Genomic DNA, 21,519 nt, shown 5'->3' with positions numbered 1-21,519 from the left:
TAGATCAGGATGTTATTTTGAACGTTCAAAAAGTAATAAATTTTGCTCATTTTTTTAATTAAATAAAATTAATTTCCTATTAGATATCTCTCATTTTTTATAGATTACCTCTGTTTCCCACAATTATCTGCTGCTTTTCCCCTTCAAAATAAATCAAATTCAGACATAAGTTAGGAAAAAATATACACCAATTATGTGGAAATTCTCCAAAATATTTATTGAATTTACAATTTATTTCAAAATAACTGATATGAGCCATAAGTCTTTAGAACCAATAAAATATTCGGAATTTCCCCAATTTACAGAGTTTAATAAATTCTTAATAATGAATATTGCGTAGATAACTAGGGATAGAAGCTACCAATCTCACTAACTACTAAAATAAAAATACTAATTTTAGTAATAAAAATGAAATTACTGGTCTTTCAATTTCTAGTTTTTAATTTGAAAAGATGAAAAAGGAGCTATCTAAATGAAAAAAAGAAAAGTAATTGCATTTAAGGTACTGTCCACTGCTGCTTTAGCCTCATTGTTTGTCACATCATTTACAGCTTTTGCTGAGAGTTATGACAATTCTAGTGAACCATCGGGAATCGAAGAAATAGTGGAGCAAGGAAGACAATTATTAAATAGAGATCAGGCTGATACTAGTAGTGACGAAACTATGTATAAAGATGTATATGAAAAAGGTTTAGCTAAAGCATATAAACCGAATGAGACTGTTCGATTTATTGTCGAAGTAGAACAGCCAACAGATGTGGATAATACATCTGAAAATAAAAAATCATTAATGAAGCAAAAGCAAGATAAAGTAATCGAGCAAATCTCAAATGAAAAACATTCTAAATCCAATGATTCGATTAAAGTCAAACATCGTTATTTTGAAGGGTTTAACGGATTCAGTGTCGAAACTGAGTTCCAAAATTTAAAAGATATCAAATCCATTCCAGGTGTTACGCACGTTCATGTTGCTAGAACATTTGAGGAAACAATGGCAACTAGCAAGGAATTAGTACAAGCTCAAAAAGTATGGGAACAATACGGATATAAAGGAGAAGGCTTAGTAGTCGGAGTTGTTGATTCTGGAATTGATTATACTCACAAGGATTTGAAGCTATCAGATGCAGCAAAAACGAAAGAAAGATGGACTCATGAAAAAATGGATCAAAAAATGGCTGGGACAGATGTAAACGAAATCTGGTATACCGATAAAGTTCCAACAGGCTATGATTGGGCTGACAACGATACGGATGTCATTCCTGGATCAACTGGTAGTCCGCATGGTACACACGTGTCTGGAACAATTGGAGCAAACGGAGACGAAACGAAGGGTGGAGTAGCTGGTATTGCACCTGGTGTACAGCTTTTAGCTGAGAAAGTATTTTCAGATAAAGGTGGCGGTGCCTCTGAAGACGATATTATTGCAGGAATTGAGCATGCTGTCACAATGGGTGCAGATGTGATCAACATGAGTTTAGGTGTAGATGCGGGCTATGTTGATGAAGCGTTTGATCCGATCCAAAAAGCCATCCGACAAGCTACAGAACAGGGTACTCTTGTTGTCGTGGCAGCAGGTAATTCAGCCTACAGTACGAAGAATAACATTACTATGTCGTCATTAAAACCATTTGCAGAAAATCCTGATATTGGAACAGTTGGTGCACCAGGTGTAAGTCCATTTGCTCTATCGGTTGCTTCCTATGAAAATACTAAATATCATGTGAATACACTAGCTGCAGCAGATGGTTTTTCACTACCGTTTAGAAATCAAACGCAATTCCCTGCATCCTATAATTTTAAACTTACTAAGGCTCTTTCACCAGACGTAAGCTATGATATGGTATACGTAGGTGAAGGAAGTAAAGCAACTGATTATCCTAAAGGAAAAACTAACTACATTGCCGTAGTTAAACTATTAAATCCATATAGTACTGTTTCATCTATTCAGTTTACTGCAAAGAGTGCAGGAGTAAAGGCTATTATTATGATACCACCTACAGTTTGGAATGATTATACTTCTCTACCAGTAACAGCAACTGCAACACCAGCAGCTTCAACAAGTAAAGCGGTAGGTGAAGCATTGTTAAGTAAAATGAGCGCTCTACCAAATGGCCAATATCTAAGTATGAAATTATCAGAAGATACTTATGTAGATAACCCATTAAAAGACACAATGTCCTATTTTTCATCAGTTGGATCTCCAAGTACATTAGATTTTAAACCAGAGATTTCTGCTCCTGGTGGAAATATTTATTCTACTGTACCAGGAAATGATTATGAAATGATGAGTGGAACATCCATGGCAACTCCTCATGTTGCAGGAGGATCTGCATTGTTATTGCAGGCACTTTATCAAAAAGGGTTAACACATTCAGAAGATACTGTTTTGAAGGCAAAAGTTGCTTTAATGAATACAGCTAATGTGGTCATGGATCCAAGAACGAATGGAGAAGTTCCATATTCTCCACGTGTACAAGGATCAGGATTAATGAAAATTCAAAATGCCATTAATACTCCAGTTATTGTAACTAGTAGAAACACGCCTTTAGAACAAGCTGGAGCAGTTGCTTTAAAGGAAATTAGTCGAAATACAAGCTTTACATTAGATATGGAAGCATTCGACATTCCTACGGGTAAAAGTAATAGAGATAAGGATGAATTTGAATACAATGTATTTGTAGATTTACTAAAAGATAAGACCGAAACGAAGGAATTTGATTTCGATGGTGATGGGAAATTGGATCCAAAAGAGTATTTATCATTAACTAGCGAACGTATTAACGGCGCAATTGTAAAAGTAGATAATAAACAAGTTTCACCAACACAAGTAGCTTCGATTAAAATCAAACCTGGCCAACATAAACATCTAACAGTCGATATAACTTTACCAGACTCCTTAAAGAAAAATAGTTTTGTAGAAGGTTTTGTTCGTCTTGTACCAGTAGCGAAGGATCAAGATAAAGCAGTACCTTTAACGGTTCCTTATATGGGCTTCTATGGAAATTGGGATGAGCCACGAAATATTGACGCTCCAGCATGGGAGAAAGATGCGTTTGTAGGATATACTGCACTTTGGGACGAAAATTCAGAAAGATTTCCATTAGGATATAACCCCAATAATGATACATTCACTCTTAACCATATTGCCTATTCACCAAACTATATTCTTGATGGAATTTTTGCTTCATTTCAAGCGTTACGTAATTTAGATAAAGTTGAAATGTATATTGAAGATTCATCTGGAAAACTCATTAAAAATTTAGGCGATTTTAGTGAATATACTGGAGCACCATTTAAATTCAGAAAAAATATAATGCCAATTGGGGATACAATGTATCAAGGTTATAAATGGGATATGAGGGATACTTCAGATCAATTTGTACCAGATGGTGTATACCAATATGTTATAAAATCAACATTAGATTATGAAAACGCAAAACCTCAGATCGTTAAAATGCCAATAACAGTAGATTCCGTCGGTCCGACAGTTACAGAACTTAAAGTGACACCAAAGAACGGAAAATATGAAGTTTCTTGGGATGTAGTAGACAATGCAACTGACTATCATTCAGCTGTTATTTACGTTAATGGACAATATTATTCACCAGCAGCTGGGGTGAAATCTCAACTCGTTAATACCGAACCGAAAAGCATTGTTATTCAAGCCATTGATTGGGCAGGAAATCAATCGTACAAGGTTTGGGGAGATACGAGCTTTATAAAATATACTATGGGTATGCAAAATTGGAATATATCAACTGCGCCGACTGGTGTAAACGAGACCAAACCAGCCAAGATATCTGCTTGGGCTTATGCAAGAGTAGACTGGACGATTAATGTTAAAGATGCAAGTGGGAAATTGGTTGATTCGTGGGAAGTGAAAAATGAACATACACTAAAAGCAGCATGGTTACCTGAAACGGACCTTCCAAATGGAACATATACGATCACGCTTGATGTAGTAACAAAAGACGGTTTTAAAGTAACAACGCCAGTTAAACAAGTAACAGTTGTTCAATAACCTTAATAAATAAACTTAGCTTAATTAAGAAGCTATCTTACCTACTTAGGAATTGATTCTACAAAGTGGATTTATTCTAAAAGTGACTAAGTTATATTTCAACACTTTGAGAGCCTAATAATAAAGGCTCTTTTTTTGTTGGCGACTTTCTAAAAGATGGTAAATCGTTTTTGCTAAAGGAAACGGTTAATAAACACATTGATTGGAATGAATGAAAAATGAATAAATCCTTTTATAATATTCTAGACCTTTTGTCTCAAGAATTGTAATCGCTTCATGTATCTTTTTTCTCAATTTGATGTCAAATATATGTAGTTTTGGTACATTGCTTTTTAAACTGAAAATATACGTTATAATGAATAAATAAAGATTGATAGGGAGGTATTGAATTAGAGTAAAAATGTTGAAATTTTTTAGAAGACTTTTTTTATTTACAATTTTAATGGCGATTATTGGATCGTTTGCTATATATCATTATTATTTTCAAGATGTGATTAAATATGAATCAAAAGTTTATACTGAACTCCAATCAGTTGAATTAGAACAGTATACACCACTGTTATTAGGACTTATGATGCAAGAAACAAAAGGCAAAGGGTCTGACCCAATGCAAGCGTCTGAATCACTAGGTTTGGCGAAAGATAGTATTCAAAATTCATCGAAAAGTATTCAACAAGGCGTTGTTCATTTTGCAGATGTTTATTCATATGGGAAAAAACAAGGTGTAGATTTAAATACGATTATTCAAAGTTATAATATGGGAATTTCCTATATTGATTTTGTAAAATCGCATGGCGGAAAGCACTCCATTGCGCTTGCAAAATCATATTCCCTTTCAATGGTCGATACAAATCCAGAGCTTTATACATGCAATAACAACAAGAAAAACTTCCGATATCCATATTGCTACGGAGATTTTACGTATAGTGATAAAGTATTGAAAAAAACAAAGTACTTTGAAATTTTTGAGGCAATCAAACATAGAGAATCATAGCCCTGAAAGTAAGAATTCAATCTTACGAAGAAGGGCTATTTTTTATTTGTAAGCTTTTTCTAAAGGTGTGGGAGTAGCGGGAAAGGAGAGACTCCACAATGGTCAAAAAGGTAGGCATACTAATACCAAGGCTTCCGGTCGTAACGCATGCATGACCCACATCGTGTGGGCCCAAAGGGGCTCATCGTCATCCCATGAAAAGCGAGCATCCTGGTGTGGAAATCAACTTAAACTTTACGCTGAATTTTAATCAAATTTACAAAAATAGCCCTTTTGTAACACCTATGTCAAATTTATTACATTTCGATAAAACAAAACATTTTTCTATTCTTTCCGATATAATTATTAATAAAAATACATAATTTATTCGAATTTTAATAAAAGTCATTTTGTGTAGATTTTTTTGGTTATTTTTTGAAACTCATAACCTAGTAATCTCAGCTTATACATAACAATTTGTATAGTAAACAGGCTTTATCTAAATTTGTATGGAAGAATGGGAGAGTGGATACATGAAAAATATTAGTAAAGCACTAATTGTGTCAGCAGGTATATTAGTGGGGTCTTCTAGCATTCCTTTTCCTACAATAGGAATCGAAAAGACTGAGGCGAGTAGTGCAGTTTTGAACATGAATGCTAAATTTCAAATTACGTCTAATCTAGTATTACGTGAGAAACCTGGAACTACGTATAAAAGCCTTCTTACTATACCAAAAGGTGTCGTGTTAAATGTTACGCAAAAACAAGGTGCCTGGTATAAAGTGTCTTATACATATAAGTATAAAGGCAAAAGTTTAACAAAAACTGGATGGGTAGCTGCAACGTATTTGAAGGAATATTACCAATATACAACCCAACCGACAAAGTATTATTTTACTAAAAAGACAACTAAACTTTATTCAACTCCAGATACAAAGAAAAAAGAAGTGTATACAATTGAAACGAATAATGGTTTTAGTAGCACACAAGTTGTTTTGAATAGTATCGGTCAAACATGGTACCGAGTTAATTACAAAGGCAAGTATGTATATGTAAATAGCAGTGATGTTGTAAATAATACATTTACTTCGTTTACCCAAACTAAATATAAAGCAAGTAAAGACACATATGTTTATCAATATTATGGATCAGTATTTTCAAAATTAGTCACAATACCAAAAGGCACGATTGTATCGACAAGTAAAAAAATCGGGAATTGGTATTATGTATCCTACAACGGAAAAAAAGGATATATTAACATGGCCGATTTCGCGAAGAATATTGATGTGAAATATGAAACTACACCTACGACCTACTACTTTACGAAAACACAAACAAAGCTATATTCAGCACCTGAAAATGATCAAAAAGAATTAACTTCAGTTGATATGAATAATGGTTTTGCATCTACTCAAAAAGCCACAGACAGCACGGGGAAAATTTGGTATCAAGTAACCCTTAATAATCAGAAATACTATATTAATAGTTTAGATGTAAGTGCTAACAGTTTTTCAACTTTTACTCAAACAAATTATAAAGCATTAAAAGAAACGTACGTATATGAATCATATGGAAATGCATTTGCAAAATTGGCTACTATACCAAAAGATACGGTTGTTTCATCAACTAAAAAAATAGGTAACTGGTATAGCGTTACTTATAATGGTAAAACGGGTTATGTTAATACAAATGACTTTGGTAAAGTCGATAATGTGACAGTTGTTGATATACCAGATACGGCTTTTACAACGACTGCTGACTTAAATTTAAGAGCTTCATATGACGCGGCATCTGCAGCGATTATTGTTATTCCAAAATCATCTAATGTTTTAGCAACACAGAAAGCATCGAATGGTTGGTATAAGGTTGCTTTTAATGGAAAAACAGGTTATGTTGCAGGAGCTTATTTAAAACCTGTCGTTACTGGTGATCCAATTGTCAATCGCGATAGTTATCAATTCGTTGATTTACGTACCCAATCTCCTGTAACAGCAAAACAAATTAATGACTATATTGCATCATATGTAAATTTAAAAGGTAAAAAGAGCGTTCTGACAGGACAAGGCCAACTATTTATTGATGCTGGAAAATTATATGGTGTAAATGCACTATATCTAGCTGCTCACGCAATTCATGAGAGTGGATTTGGTACATCAGCTATTTCATTAGGGAAATCAAATTTATTTGGATTTGGATCATACGACGCAACACCATTCATTGCTTCATTTAAATTCAGTACTGTTAGAGAAAATATTAATTATATCGCATTAGAAATAAAAACGACTTACTTAAATCCATCAAACTGGAAATATAATGGTGCTTATCTTGGATTCACAACTAAAGATGAAAACGGTAAACGTATTGATGCGAGTAGTGAAGGAATGAATTTCTATTATGCGAGTGATACAAACTGGGGTAAAGCAATTGCACAGCATATGGAAAAAATCTTACCTTATGATAAAAATTACTATAAGACAGCTTCAGTGAATTCGACGATTCCTTCACGTCCTGTGATGCCTGTAGGAAGTGACGTATTCCCAACAAATATTCAAGCTGTTACAGAGGGTAATTTTGATTTATATGCCCTTAAAGGTGATAAAACAAAAGTAAAAACAATTCCTGCGGGAACAAACTTCATCCTACTTGAAAAATCGAACGATTATTGGGTCAAATTAATGATCGATGACCAAGTATATTGGACAAACAGTATAAAATTCGATGTTTATGGTCGTTATGTTGCTGTTAAAAACTTAGGAAGAATTTTAACGGATGGATTAAATGTCAGGTCATCTACAACAACTGCTGTAGATAATATTATTGGTCAGTATAACTTAAATGATTATGTAAGTTTAATGACTGAACCAAATGGAAGTTTAACAATGGATAATACAAAAAAATGGTATAAAGTTCAAATGGCTGACGGAAATATTGGTTGGATTTCAACGAGCTATGTGGCATTAGAATTAAAGTAAATTGGAGGTGACTTAGATTTTCTAAGTCGCCTTTTTTGTATGGAAAAAATATGGTTTTTCCAAAAATAGTAAACTTGTATGTTAAGATAGAATGAGAGATTCATAAATTTGTAGATTGGAGAACCGAAAAATAATGAAATCATTTATCGTAAAAGTAGGAGTTTTAACGGCATTATCAGTGAGCTTATTTAGTGGAAAAGCAGCTGCCGAAACAACATGGGAAACAAAATGTTCAAAATATGGTCAATTAAAACAAAATGAAAATCCGTCCTTCCAACATACTAATTGTTTACTAACAAATGCAGCTTTAAATGCAGATATTCCGCCTGAAGTTGTAAAAGGAATTGCTATGAAAGAGTCTGATTGGAGACAATTTGTTGATGGTAAACCGTATGTATCAGTTGATGGTGGAGTTGGCATCATGCAAGTAACAGACAAGGATCCAAGCTATGACCAGCAAAGATTAGCGACAGATATTGCTTACAATATTGAGGTTGGGGTTAGTATTCTAAACAATAAATATAGTAATTCTAGCCTTCCTAAAATAAAAGGTGCAAATCGACATCACATTGAAAACTGGTATTTTCCAATTATGGCTTACAATGGAATAAAACCAGTAAATAGCCCGGTTTTTAAAGATGATGGTTTACCAAATCTTGATGCTTATCAAGAGCAAGTATTTAGGAAGATAGAAGAACAAAGTTATTTAACTGACACAGAACTTGTTCGTCCAGATTTTAGTGTGTCCGATTTCAATTATGATAAAGACAGTAGTGATAATATCGTTTTTGTAACGAAAGAATATACGGTAACGAAAAAGCTCCATGAATCAAACTATTTCTTTAAAAGTGGAAACCCGGTTGCTGTTACAGAAGACGGTGCGAAATTAAGAGTTGGACCTGGAACTGTAGAATTAAAGAAACTACCATTAAACACACCTTTAATTGTAACTGGTACTTTCGCATATGATAATTCAGAAACATCAAAGAATCAGTTTGTTTGGGTTCCTGTTCGAACAATAGACAATTCAGTAAAAGGGTATATTTCTTCAGCTTATATTGTTCGTTTGGATAAGAGTGTTGACTCAAAACCACCTGTGGTGACTGGAGTTAAAAACAATTATTACCATAATAAAAGTGTAACGATCCGTTTTAATGAGGGAACAGCTAAATTAAATGGAACAGCGATAAAAAGTGGCAGAATGATTAATAATGATGGCAATTACTCATTAGTAGTTATAGATCTAGTAGGGAACAAAACTATTGTAAAATTTACAATTGATAAGAAAAAACCTGCTACACCTTATGTTAAAAACGTGACTACTAAGACAACTTCAGTATTTGGTCATGCAGAAAAAGGTACGACGGTTTACATTCTTAAAGGAAATACAGTAGTTGGTAAATCAATCGTTAATTCGAGCGGAAAGTTTTCTGTGAAAATAAAAGCTATGCCTAAAAATACAACTCTTAATATTTATGTAGCTGATAAGGCTGGTAATAAAAGCCGTTTTGCTACAATAAAAGTAAAATAGTAACTAAAAAAGTGATGCGGCAAAGATATGAAATCTTTTGTCTCATCACTTTTTTTATGGGAATCTGTGAAAGTCTTTTATCAAAAACGAAATACGATGCGAATAAAATTACTTTGATTCATTACCATAAACAACCTTATCAAATATAAATCCAAATAACTGGAAAGGTATTGGGAGGAGTGCTATTTGTAAGTTTTTATCCATAATACCCATAAAAATACAAAATATGCTTAAAGGAGTTAGTAACAAAGATACATAATATTTAAAAGTAGATTGATTCATAATGTAACCACCTAAAACCGTCCTTTTTATAGTAAATATCTTTTGCAGAAAGGGAACGACATATTCATGAATTTAGAAATATTATAGTCGGTTAGCTTGGTTAGCCTATTAGTTACATAAAGATCAAACCAAGATCATTAATTTGTGGTCATTTTTGGTGAGAATTAAACAGTAGTTTTTTATAGGAAGTAACAACAAAAAAGAGAAGGGACGAATCCCTTCTCTTTTACATTATTTTTGAATAATTAGTTGGTATTGATCGTAATCTGCGACACCATTAACTTCTTCTACACGAATGTAGTAATTACCTTTTTTCAATGTAATTTGACCAATTTCAGAATCGTTGAATGTATATCTGTCAAAACTTGCAATACGCTTTCCTTTGCTATCATAGAATGATACTTTTCCATTCATCCCAACAGCTGGCATCTCTAGTGAGAATGAAATGGTACGTGTTTTGTCATTAACAAATCTAAAGTAATCTTTATCGCCATTTGCTACATTAGCGTTTAAATAGCCATTTCCTACATACGTTGATGATCCAGATTTTTTTAGTGGAAGCATAATTGATGGAAGACCATTTTTGTACTTCGCTTTTGCATCTTCATCAACTCTGTTCATTGAATAAAAACGGAATCCATACTGATGAATGTTTGGAATATCTGTATATGCATTGGCAACTTCAATAAAGTAGCCATATTTTGGTTTTGCTTGGAACGAACCTTTTGTAAAATCACCATAGTTTTGGTAGAAACTTCCTTTTTCCGATTCGGTGCCATCTAGTTTTTTATTGCCATTTGTATCTTCATAAACTGTCACATTAATCGGTGTGTCTTCTGTTAACATTTTTGGTATTGTACCTGTTTCGTCTTCAGAAAGAGGGAATGCCATAAACTCAAAACCTTTAAGGACCGTTTGAGCACTAGTATTTTTAAAGTAATAATAGTCTACATCGTTAGATGATGAGAAGTTACCGTATAGCTCATTATAACTTTTGATTGGACTTGCGTTTTCAAAATCATTATTTGGTTCGAATTCATCGTTTCCAAGTTCACCATGAGATTTAAAAGTTAACTTATAAGGTAAGTCTGTTACACCACCAAACGAAGAGACACGAACATAATATGTTCTACCTTTTTCTAGTCCTGTGAAAATATCTTGGTTGTTCTCGATATAACTTTGATCTGTATAATAATTATTTGAAGAACTTACAAATTCTAATTTTTTCTTCTCAGTGTTATACACATACAGTTCAGCATTTAACTGTTGTTCTTTTTTACCATTTAAATTGAATTGAGTTAAATTGTTATTGCTTGGAGTGTATTTATACCAGTCTGCATCATTATCTGATTGAATGTAAGCAGTAGATGCTGCATTTTGTGTAATCGGACGTGCTTGATCGATAATTTGTTGCGTATCGTTCGTATCCACAATACCGACATTTTGTGTTAAGTAGTTGGAATCTTCAATCGTCATACTATTTGTTAAACCATCCTCGTCTTCAGGAAGATTTAAAGTAGACATTGAAAACTTAACGTTTTCCAGTGAACCAGTATATGGAACGGATAAATTAGGCTGTTCATCATATTTTGGTAAAGTAAAGATCGTATTTGGTGAACTTGAAATTTCAATTACATATTCCGTATCTTTCATAAACGTAAATGAACCTTTTTCACCAACGCTCTTACCATTTGTATCAATTGAATACATTGGTAATAGTTGATTTTTATCTTGTCTACCTAAATATTGATCCCATTCATCCTTTGAATAAATATTGATTGAGCTGTTTACACCAGGGATTGATTCTAATGACATTAATACTGCTTGTTCATTAGTTGGTTGGAAAGCAATATATCTTGCGCCAATTTCACCTTTATTGAAAAGCTGAAGTGGATTAGATAACACTTCTGTGTTAAACGGCAAATTAGTTACTGAGTATGGATTTGATTTTGTAGCTGTGTCCCCATTTGTAACTGATTGATGTTTAACACCAAGGGTAAATGTCGATTTCCCTTGTAAACTATATCTTGAATTCTTATCCTTTACTTCGATAACAAGCGTGCCATCTTTTGGTGCTTGGTAAACTGTGCCTTCATCTTTTCCAGCTAATACTTCGTCAATAATGACTGGTTTTGATGATTTTGTGCTAGTTCCTTCATAGAAACGAAGTGACATTTGGTCATCATAGTCTTTTGCCATTTTTAAAGTAAGTCCAATAGCGTCACCACTTTTAACATTTACTTTATAGCGGAAAGTTTGATGAGGCTTTGTAATTGAACCATTTAAAGATGCTTCATTGTTTGCTGAAAGATTTATAGTTGATGCACTTGATAAAATACCTGCTTCAGAAATAGGCTTATAAGAAGCTAATCTTTTTAAGTCATAAGATAATGCTTTAACTGGATCAACTAATCCATAGCCATATTTAATATCGTATCCAGTTGTACCACGGTCAGTAGCGGTTTCTTCTAATATTTGTTCCACATCATAAGATGATAGACTTGGATGTTTTGTTTTTAATAGAGATGCAATACCACTAACGATCGGGGTTGCCATAGATGTCCCACTTAAATAATAGTAAGAACTGCCAATTGCTGGGTCGTAAATCGTACTATAAATAAACTCACCAGGAGCGACTACATCTACACCTGGACCAAACGTTGAAAATGAAGCTAACTTACGCTCACTGTTTGTAGCACCAACAGAAATAACGCCATCATATGAAGCAGGATAGCTATATTCATTGATTCCGCTATTTCCAGCCGCAGCAACAACAACTACCCCTTTACTTACCGCATATTGAATCGTATCTTCAAGAAGTTGACTGTACGTAGAACCGCCAAGACTCATATTAATAACTTTTGCGCCTTTTTGGACAGCATATAAAATACCTTCTGAGATTGTATAATCTGATGTATAAGGATTGCCATCAAATACATTTACAGATAGGATTTTTGCATTTGGATTGACTCCATATGCACCTAATTTGTTATTTTTCGTTGCAGCAATAATACCTGCTACATGTGTACCATGAAATTCTCTTGCTCCTTTTGAAGCAGGGTTTACTACATTATATGAACCTAGTATTCTACCAGTAAGATCTGGATGACTAGTATCTACACCTTGATCGATAACTGCAACTGTAATTGGCTTATTTGCAACAAGCTTTTGTGCAGACGAAATCTTAAGTTGAGCTAAATGATACGCCTCGTCTTCTTTAGGGTTTGCAGCAGTTGACATATATTTATATTGCACACTTGGTGAAATAGAAACGATATCTGAATATTGATTGTAGATTGATAAAGCAGATGCTAATTTTTTGCCAGATTGAATTTTTACGATGTCATAGCCTAAAGTAGGGAATGACTTTACAATGTTCATTCCTGCACGCTTATGTATAGTCGATGAAATCGAGTTTTTATATTTAACGACATAGGTAGTTTCGCTTGTTTCATTTTTGCTTCTTAAAAAAGGTAGTGGTTCACTCTCTTTAACAAAATTTGTCCTAAATGGCTTTTTCGAAGTCGAAGCAAAGACTGAGTTCGTAGAAAGTAAACTCGCTGCTAGAGTAAAGGCAACTGTGTACTTAAAGGATTTTCTCAAACAGACCCCTCTTTTCAAGTGTTTTCTAATTTAATTGAATTAGTAGATTTAATTATACTAAAAATTCAACCAGATAATACTTAATTATCTAAACTTATAATAATTTATTTACATTTAATATAGAAGAAAGAGGATAGAGAATAATGAAAGGCCATCTTTATAAGTTTGTTATTTTGTTAAAAAAAACTGGTAATAAAAAGGATGACTGGAAGCGGGAAGTACGAGAAGAATCCTCTGGGAGCTGCTGGACAGGTAATAGCCCTCAGCTGTGATTATGCTAAAAAGGCTCACCGCCGTCTATCCATCGGAAAACGAGCATCCTGGAATAGAAAACTACCAATCTCCAATCATACTGAAAAAGAAAAACGGTTACTTGTGGATAACTTGTGGGTAAAGTTAATTTAAACATGTTAATAAATTAATTTAAGAAGTATCTTAAAAACTTCGAGAAAAATGTAGAAATATAGAAGATATTGTATTTACTGAATTTATTTAGCCATGGAAGAAAATAAAACGAAAAAGTGTATTTCCACAGAATATGTGGATAACTTGAACGTCTTATCCACATAATGTGAATAACTTAGTGAAAATCGTTAGAAAATGTGGAAAACTTTTATAAAAGTACAGAAAAATAAAAAGAGAGCATAGAAAATGCTCTCCTTCAGTTTTGTAATTTTTTGTAATAATTTGTTCGTACTTTTCGCTACTGTTTATCTAGCACCTTCACCTGTTAGAACCACTTTTATTGTCTTAAACATAATGCGGATATCTAACGGAATTGATTGATGCTCAATATAATATAGATCTAGCTCTAATTTTTCTTTTGGCGTTAATTCATATCCACCGTTTACCTGAGCCCAACCAGTTAACCCTGGTTTAACAGCTAAACGATTTGTAAAGCCAGGTACTTCATGATTAAATTTAACCAGAAAAAACGCTCTTTCAGGCCTAGGTCCAACAAGACTCATATCTCCACGAATAACATTTACAAATTGAGGTAATTCATCAATACGTGTTTTTCTAAGAAAGTTACCTAATTTAGTAATACGAGGATCATCAGTGCTAGCCCATTGTGGTCCATTTACTTCAGCATCCATACGCATCGTTCTTAGCTTGTATATTTTAAAAATCTTCCCGTTTAATCCTACTCGTTCTTGAATGAAAAGAGCAGGTCCTGGAGAATCAATTTTTATTAACGCGATAAAGAACAAAACAAATGGGGCAGTAATGATAAATGCCATTAATGATAAAATTAAATCCATCGTTCTTTTTATAAATGAATAAACAATACTTTTTCTTCTAATTGAGTCAAATACTTGAAACGAATAACTTGTTTCAAGTTTTTGCTGAGTATTCTGTAAGGCCATATAAACACCCCAGTTAATAATTTAGGCCACTTCTGCAAGAGTATTGCAACATGTCCTAATGTATAACGTCACTTATCTAACATCATACCAATTATAAAGGTTAACAGAAAAAAATCAATTGTTTTTCTGTTACAACTTCATTACGACTCAAAAAGCATTCGCGAGGGTACCTTACAGTTCTAGTGTGCACATAAACTGCAGTACTCAGCATTACAATTTCTAGAAATTGTACAAGGAATGTCGACTTTTTGGATAGTCTTACTATCTTTACATATAATAATGTAAATCATTCACTAAATAAAAAAAATGTTCATTAAAATATTCTGTAGCTAGTCACATCGCTACCTTTATTCTCAAAAAAGTCTAATATCCCCATGTAAATTGCTTCAGCAGCAATTTGTCTCCAATATGGCGAGCTAAGCTTGCTTGCATCATTCTTATTCGTTACAAATCCTAATTCAGTTAAAACTGCTGGAAGTTTATTCGCTCTAATTACTTGGAAATTCCCATGTTTCGATCCACGATCAGGTAGTTGAAAAGCAGTTACCATACGTTTCTGAATGAATGAAGCTAATAATTTACTTTCAGTAATATAAGGATTTGTGTTGGATGCACTTGTTTCAAGATTGCCTAAAATTGAACTCTCTTTTGAAAAGAAAGAGCTATTACTCGGGCCAGTAGGAGAAACCATTTTATTCATTGAAGTACTCGATGGTTTAATTCCGTAATAATAAGTTTCAAGACCACTTGCAGATGAGCTTCCTGAATTCGCATGAATACTGACAAATGCATCAGCTTTTTTTGCAATTGCAAAAGCTGGACGCTGACCAAGTGGGATAAATGTATCGTTAGTCCTTGTTAAATATATTTTATAAGGAGTCATCTCTTTAAATAATGATTCAACTTTTTTACTTACATCAAGTACAATATCCTTTTCCTTTAGCCCACCTATACCGATCGCTCCTGTATCTTTACCACCATGTCCAGCATCAATTACTACCGTTTTAATTGGCGAAATTGGACTAGTTACTGTAGGTGCTATTGAAACAAGCATATTTTGTGGACTTTTACGGTTATAAGTGCGAACTGTAATTTGATGTATATCTTTTGAAGTTGAATTTAAGGTATTATCACTAATTTGGAATGAAATCTTTCTTAGTGACTTCTTTCCGTCCTTCCAATCATAGGCGATTTGCTTACCATCTAGCCAAACACCAACTCCTTCACCCGATTTATATTCTAGTTGATAAGTTCCTGCTGTCATCCTCTTATACATTATGTACCTTACACCATAATAATTTTTTGCTACGATGCCTGGAACCGGGCTATTTGCTTCATTACTAGCCCTTAAAAGTACATTAGAACTTTGGTTAGCGAGTGTTTGTCTGGCGACAGGTAGTCCGGTAGAACTAGTATTGTTAAAATAATAAGCTACCCAATTAGAAAAAGGTACGACTGTAGAGAAGAGAGAAGCTTCTCCGCCATTTAAATCAGTAAAATTTGTTGTTACAGTATGCTCCCCTTCAAGTACATTTTCAATAACTGCATTATTAAGCATATTATTACTCGTTGGATTTGATTCTAAAATTTTTTTATCATCGAAATGGATACTCGTTTGGTCTGTTGTATAAAGGGACGCGAAATAATCATTAGTTAAATAATTAGTTGTATTGATAAATGTTAAATTAAATAAATCACTGGTATAACCTAGTGGAGCAAAATAGCCCCAATTATAAGCAATATCTTTCTGATTAAGATCTACTGCTTGTTGAATCGGATTTAATGAGAGAGTAAGGATTGGATTATTTTGAAAATTTGCATGTTCTAATCGAATTGTGTGGATATCTCGTGATGTAGGTTGATTTAATCGGTCTGAAATTAAAATAGACTTTTTAATTTTTTTTGAGGAAAGTAAAGATTCTTCTTGGATGATTAATTTATTGTCGATATAAATCGCAATTTTCCCTACGTATTCTACATTTAAATAATACTTTCCGCTTTGAATTGAAGTATTAGTTGTAGAACGTACGGATTGAAATAGTTTTATCTGATTTGGATCTGTATTTGGATAAGTATATTTAATAGGAGAAGCACTGGTTGTAATAGACGTTGTCTTTAACGGAATCCCTGCCAAATTTAGATTGTTGTAAGAATGAATAGTCCAAGTTGCTAGCGGTGTGGAATATAGATTATTCACTTCAGGAGTACTAGCTGCTCTTGCAAAGTGTGGTAAAAATGAAATACATAAACTAAGTATAAGGTAAATGATTCCATACCTTTTCAGGTGGGTAAATGTTATGATGTTTTTTTGTAATTTCTTCATCTTCTTTTTTCGATATTTCTCCCTTCAATTGTAATTGTGAAAATCTTCTTACTCTAATGTTACTGTATCCTTCGATGTCAGTAAATACAAAGTTTAGTCGATTATTAGCGTTTTTTAAGGAAGCGAATCAATAATTGTAGTAATATAGAGAAGTATGACTATAAAATGCTATTCTAAACAAATTATAGATTATACGGATCGCTAGGGTTAATCGAAAGGTAAGGTGTATTATGCTACCGAATTATTATACTGTTCGTGGCTTTGGTAGTCATGAAATCGACATCGAAAAATCAAGATTTATATGTTATATAAAAGAAGCGAAGACAGAAAATGAAGCGCAACAATTTATAGCAGAAATCAAGAAAAAACATTTCGATGCAAACCATAATTGTTCGGCTTACTTAATCGGTGAAAATGACGAGATTCAAAAAGCCAATGATGATGGAGAACCAAGTGGTACAGCTGGCGTACCAATGTTAGAAGTATTAAAGAAACGTGGACTAAAGGATACTGTAGTCGTCGTTACAAGATATTTTGGTGGTAAAAAGTTAGGTGCCGGTGGTCTTATACGTGCATATGGCCAATCTGTTAGTGAAGGTTTAAACGCAGTCGGAATTGTTGAAAGAACTTTAGTGAAAGTTATTAGTGTAAAAGTTAGTTATAAATTATTAGGAAAAGTCGAACATGCTATACGCAATTCTAACTTCCATTTAGAAGGTGTAAAACACTTAGAAGAAGTCGATTTCGAGTTATGGATTAAAGTCGGAGAATTGACTACTTTTAAAGAGTGGATTGTCGAACTAACAAATGGTAGTTGCCAGATAGATGAAAGTATTGTTAAATACATGTAGATGTTTTCACATAGATTTTAAAAAAATGACAATATCAGACTAAACAATATAGTTTTATTATTTTATCGCAAAAGGAGGTCTCTTCGAACATATGAATCAGTCTCGAAAAATGGCCAGAAAGAAAAGAAGGCGTAAAAAAGGTTTTATCGCTAGATTATTTTTATTAATTGTAATTGTTGTACTAGTGTTCGTAGGTTACCAAGGTGTTAAAACATATATTGAATTAAATAAAGCAACAAAAGGTGAACAAATCTCTTCAGGACTTCGTGACGGAGAAGTGAAAATTTCAAAAGACCCAATCTCTATCTTGTTCTTAGGAATTGAAAATTATTCAACAGGTGGAAAAGGTGGACGTACAGACTCAATGATTCTTGCTACCTTTAATCCAAAGGATGAAACGATTAAGACAATGAGTATTCCTCGTGATACTTACGTAAGTATCCCTGGACATACAGAAAAGACAAAAATTAACCATGCTTATTCATATGGTGGTTTACAATTAACTGTCGATACAGTTGAAAACTTCTTAAATGTACCAATTGACTACTATGTAACAGTTGACTTTAAAGGATTTAAAAACATTATTGATGCAGTTGGTGGTATAGATGTCGAAGTACCTTTCGATTTCTGGGAAAATACAGATACACAACCTCGTGAAAAAATCTATTTCACAAAGGGTATGATGCATTTAAATGGACAACAGGCTTTAGCGTATTCTCGTATGCGTAAACGTGATCCACGTGGCGATTTTGGTCGTGAAGAGCGTCAACAGCAAGTAATTCAAGCGATACTAAGCAAAATTAAATCTCCACAAACAATTCTTAAAATGGATGATTATGCAAAAGTGTTTAGTGACAATATCAGTACGAATATGAAAATGTCTGGTGGTATTTCACTTGCTAAACATTTGCCGAATATAAATAATCAAGATTTTGAAACGTTAAAAATTCAAGGTCATGATGATACGATTAATGGTATCTACTACTATGTTCCTGAAGACGAAAGTATAAATGAAATCTCAAGTAAATTAAGAGTACATTTAGACTTAGATAAGCCATCGACAAGTAATAGTCTAAATACAGATAGTAGTAGTTCGGAAAATAATTCCAATCAATAAATATGCAAAACGCTGGATTTTATAGTGAATCCAGCGTTTTTTTATATGCGCATTGTAATAATTTTGTAATTTTTGTGAACTGTATGTTAATAATGTCATGATACACCTTGTAATTTTTAAAACTTATTATAAAATAATAATATCTAATAAGAATTGAACAATGTAATCAAAATATATAAATTTTTTTGCTTATTTTAAATTTTTGTACAATTATAATGACGATTTGATTATAATGAATATATATACATATTTTTATTAGTCGTGATGTTTGACTAATGGGGGACTTTACAAATGACAACCAGAAAAATGGACAAGCATACACTTGATGAAGTAATGAACAATATGATAACAACTGTTATCGACAGTAAGTCACAAGTGTTTGATATTGTTGAAGACACTCGATCTGAATATGAAAGGCTTAGAGTGGAACTTGAAGAAGTAAAAGTGCAGGTAGTAGAAAAAATTGAAAATACCGCAAGATTAGATCTTTTAGTTAGGGCTGCTAGACAAAAGTTAATGGAAGTTGATGGAGATTTTAAGCGATATACAGAGGCGCAAGTAAAGGATGCCTATGAGATGGCTCAGAATATTCAAGAGCAGCACATTCTTTCATTAAAAGAAGAGAAAGTCTTAATTCATCGTCGAAATGAATTAGAGCGCAGACTTCAAACGTTACTAGATCAATTAAGAAGAGCGGAATTATTAGTTGCACGTATTTCAATTATTTTAAACTATCTCCAAACAGACTTTCAGCAAGTTAGTCAAATTCTCGAAGATGCAAAACAAAAACAAGTATTTGGATTCCAACTAATTCAGGCACAGGAAGAGGAGAGATTAAAATTATCTCGTGAAATCCACGATGGCCCTGCTCAGATGTTGGCGAATATCTTGATGAGATCGGATTTCTTAATTAAAACGTATCGTCAACGACCGCAAGAAGATGCAATAAAAGAATTGAATGATATGAAGGAACAAGTCCGTACAGCTCTAGGTGAAGTGCGACGAATCATTTATGATTTACGTCCAATGGCTCTAGATGATTTAGGATTAGTACCAACTTTAAGTAAGTACTTAAAATCACTTGAAGAATATAACCATATCTCGATTCAGTTTGACTATTACGGTAATACTGAAAAACGACTTAATACCAAACTAGAAGTTGCCATTTTTAGATTAATCCAAGAAGCTGTTCAAAATGCTTGCAAACATGCTAGTCCGAATGTAATTTTTGTAAAATTAGAATTTTTTAGAAACAAAATCAACGTCTTAATTAAAGATGACGGGATTGGCTTTAATGTTGAAGGCGGTCAAAACGAGAATTCGTTTGGGCTGGTTGGAATGAAAGAACGGGTTGAACTTTTAAATGGTGATTTTAAAATTGATTCCAAATTAAACGTTGGAACGACGATTCGAATTACGCTAGAAGTAGAAGTCGATGCGGATTTAGAAGTAGAAGTTTAAGTCTAAACGTCTGAAAATTTATAAAAGTAAAATTACAAAAACGATTTTTGATGATTTTCGTCGAATTATTTGTTAAAATATGTTAAAATATACTAGAAATTACTAAAAAATTCCAAATAGATAACTATATAGGCAAACTAGAATAATTAGCAGAGGAGTATTAAAATGAAAACTAGAATTGCAATTGTGGATGATCATAAACTATTTCGCGAGGGGATTAAAAGAATCCTAGACTTTGAGGAGAGTTTTGATGTAGTTGCAGAAGGTTCGGATGGAACAGAAGTCGTAGCGATCATGGATAATCATCAAGTTGATGTGTTTATTATCGATATCAATATGCCTAACATGAATGGTGTAACTGCTACAAAAGCATTGCTAGAAAAGTACCCGGATGCTAAAGTTATCATTCTATCAATTCATGATGATGAATCTTACGTAACTCATGTACTTAAAGTTGGTGCTAGAGGATACTTATTAAAAGAAATGGACTCAGATACATTAATTGAGGCGATTAAAGTTGTTACAAAAGGCGGATGCTACTTACATCCAAAAATTACTCATAATTTAGTAGAAGAATTTAGACGTTTATCATTAAAAGAACAATTGTTCAAATCTCGTGAAGTAGAGGTTCGTCGCCCATTACACCTACTAACACGAAGAGAATGTGAAGTTCTTCAAATGCTAGCAGACGGCAAAAGCAATCGTGCAATTGGTGAAGCACTATTCATCAGTGAAAAAACGGTTAAAAACCACGTTAGTAATATTCTACAAAAACTAGAAGTTAACGACCGTACGCATGCAGTTGTAACCGCTATCCGTAATTCATGGGTTGAAGTAAAATAATAGGATTTAAAATGCAGAGTATCCTTTAGATACTCTGTTTTTGTTTTAAATGTCTAGTATGTTAAAGTATAAGGATATTTTCTAAAAGATTGTTGTCTAAAGTGCATTTTTGAAAAGCGTATTCTTAATCAGAAGATGATTGGAACGGAAGGTGCGATACTCCTGTGGGAGGTGC

12 protein-coding genes are annotated in these 21,519 nt (G+C 33.2%); 8 read left to right on the top strand and 4 right to left on the bottom strand.

The genetic code is table 11. The features are described from left to right. Positions 1-472 precede the first annotated feature (472 nt). From B7R65_RS04615 to B7R65_RS04600, 4 genes are all read left to right on the top strand, one after another. A complete protein-coding gene (locus B7R65_RS04615; RefSeq protein WP_088041577.1) occupies positions 473-4,021 on the top strand; it encodes a S8 family serine peptidase in 3,549 nt (1,182 codons plus the stop codon). 388 nt (positions 4,022-4,409) lie between these two features. Then, positions 4,410-5,015, top strand: coding sequence for a lysozyme family protein (locus B7R65_RS04610; protein WP_373419551.1), 606 nt, complete (start codon positions 4,410-4,412; stop codon positions 5,013-5,015). A 512-nt stretch (positions 5,016-5,527) separates the two neighbouring features. Continuing rightward, entirely contained in the window at positions 5,528-7,966 is a 2,439-nt protein-coding gene (locus tag B7R65_RS04605; RefSeq protein WP_179194767.1) for an SH3 domain-containing protein, read from the top strand. A gap of 133 nt (positions 7,967-8,099) precedes the next feature. Next, positions 8,100-9,497: an Ig-like domain-containing protein gene (locus tag B7R65_RS04600; RefSeq protein WP_088041574.1), complete on the top strand. Its 1,398-nt coding sequence runs from the start codon at positions 8,100-8,102 to the stop codon at positions 9,495-9,497. 108 nt (positions 9,498-9,605) lie between these two features. On the opposite strand, the gene B7R65_RS21220 is transcribed toward B7R65_RS04600, so the two are convergent. From B7R65_RS21220 to B7R65_RS21035, 4 genes are all read right to left on the bottom strand, one after another. Then, positions 9,606-9,779, bottom strand: coding sequence for a hypothetical protein (locus B7R65_RS21220; RefSeq protein ID WP_179194766.1), 174 nt, complete (start codon positions 9,777-9,779; stop codon positions 9,606-9,608). 231 nt (positions 9,780-10,010) lie between these two features. Beyond that, positions 10,011-13,382: a S8 family peptidase gene (locus B7R65_RS04595; RefSeq protein ID WP_088041573.1), complete on the bottom strand. Its 3,372-nt coding sequence runs from the start codon at positions 13,380-13,382 to the stop codon at positions 10,011-10,013. A gap of 710 nt (positions 13,383-14,092) precedes the next feature. Then, complete coding sequence (locus B7R65_RS04590; RefSeq protein ID WP_088041572.1) at positions 14,093-14,749, bottom strand: sugar transferase; 657 nt, start codon at positions 14,747-14,749, stop codon at positions 14,093-14,095. A gap of 313 nt (positions 14,750-15,062) precedes the next feature. Beyond that, positions 15,063-17,072: an N-acetylmuramoyl-L-alanine amidase family protein gene (locus tag B7R65_RS21035; protein ID WP_142288199.1), complete on the bottom strand. Its 2,010-nt coding sequence runs from the start codon at positions 17,070-17,072 to the stop codon at positions 15,063-15,065. A 230-nt stretch (positions 17,073-17,302) separates the two neighbouring features. Here B7R65_RS21035 and B7R65_RS04580 point away from each other — a divergent pair, with 230 nt between their 5' ends. The 4 genes from B7R65_RS04580 to B7R65_RS04565 all read left to right on the top strand — a co-directional run bounded on the left by B7R65_RS04580 (position 17,303) and on the right by B7R65_RS04565 (position 21,344). Continuing rightward, positions 17,303-17,923: a YigZ family protein gene (locus B7R65_RS04580; protein ID WP_088041571.1), complete on the top strand. Its 621-nt coding sequence runs from the start codon at positions 17,303-17,305 to the stop codon at positions 17,921-17,923. A 91-nt stretch (positions 17,924-18,014) separates the two neighbouring features. Continuing rightward, the gene (locus B7R65_RS04575; protein WP_088041570.1) at positions 18,015-19,040 is read left to right on the top strand and encodes an LCP family protein; all 1,026 of its coding nucleotides are present in this window, start codon (positions 18,015-18,017) and stop codon (positions 19,038-19,040) included. Positions 19,041-19,331: 291 nt separating this feature from the next. Further along, entirely contained in the window at positions 19,332-20,501 is a 1,170-nt protein-coding gene (locus tag B7R65_RS04570; protein ID WP_088041569.1) for a sensor histidine kinase, read from the top strand. 165 nt (positions 20,502-20,666) lie between these two features. Continuing rightward, positions 20,667-21,344 (top strand): response regulator, encoded by a 678-nt coding sequence (locus B7R65_RS04565; RefSeq protein WP_088041568.1) that lies wholly within the window; start codon positions 20,667-20,669, stop codon positions 21,342-21,344. Positions 21,345-21,519 lie beyond the last annotated feature (175 nt).

Origin of the sequence: Bacillus sp. EAC, from assembly GCF_002156875.1 — a bacterium.
Lineage (GTDB): Bacteria > Bacillota > Bacilli > Bacillales > Bacillaceae_G > Gottfriedia.
This window is presented reverse-complemented; position numbering and strand designations above follow the sequence as displayed.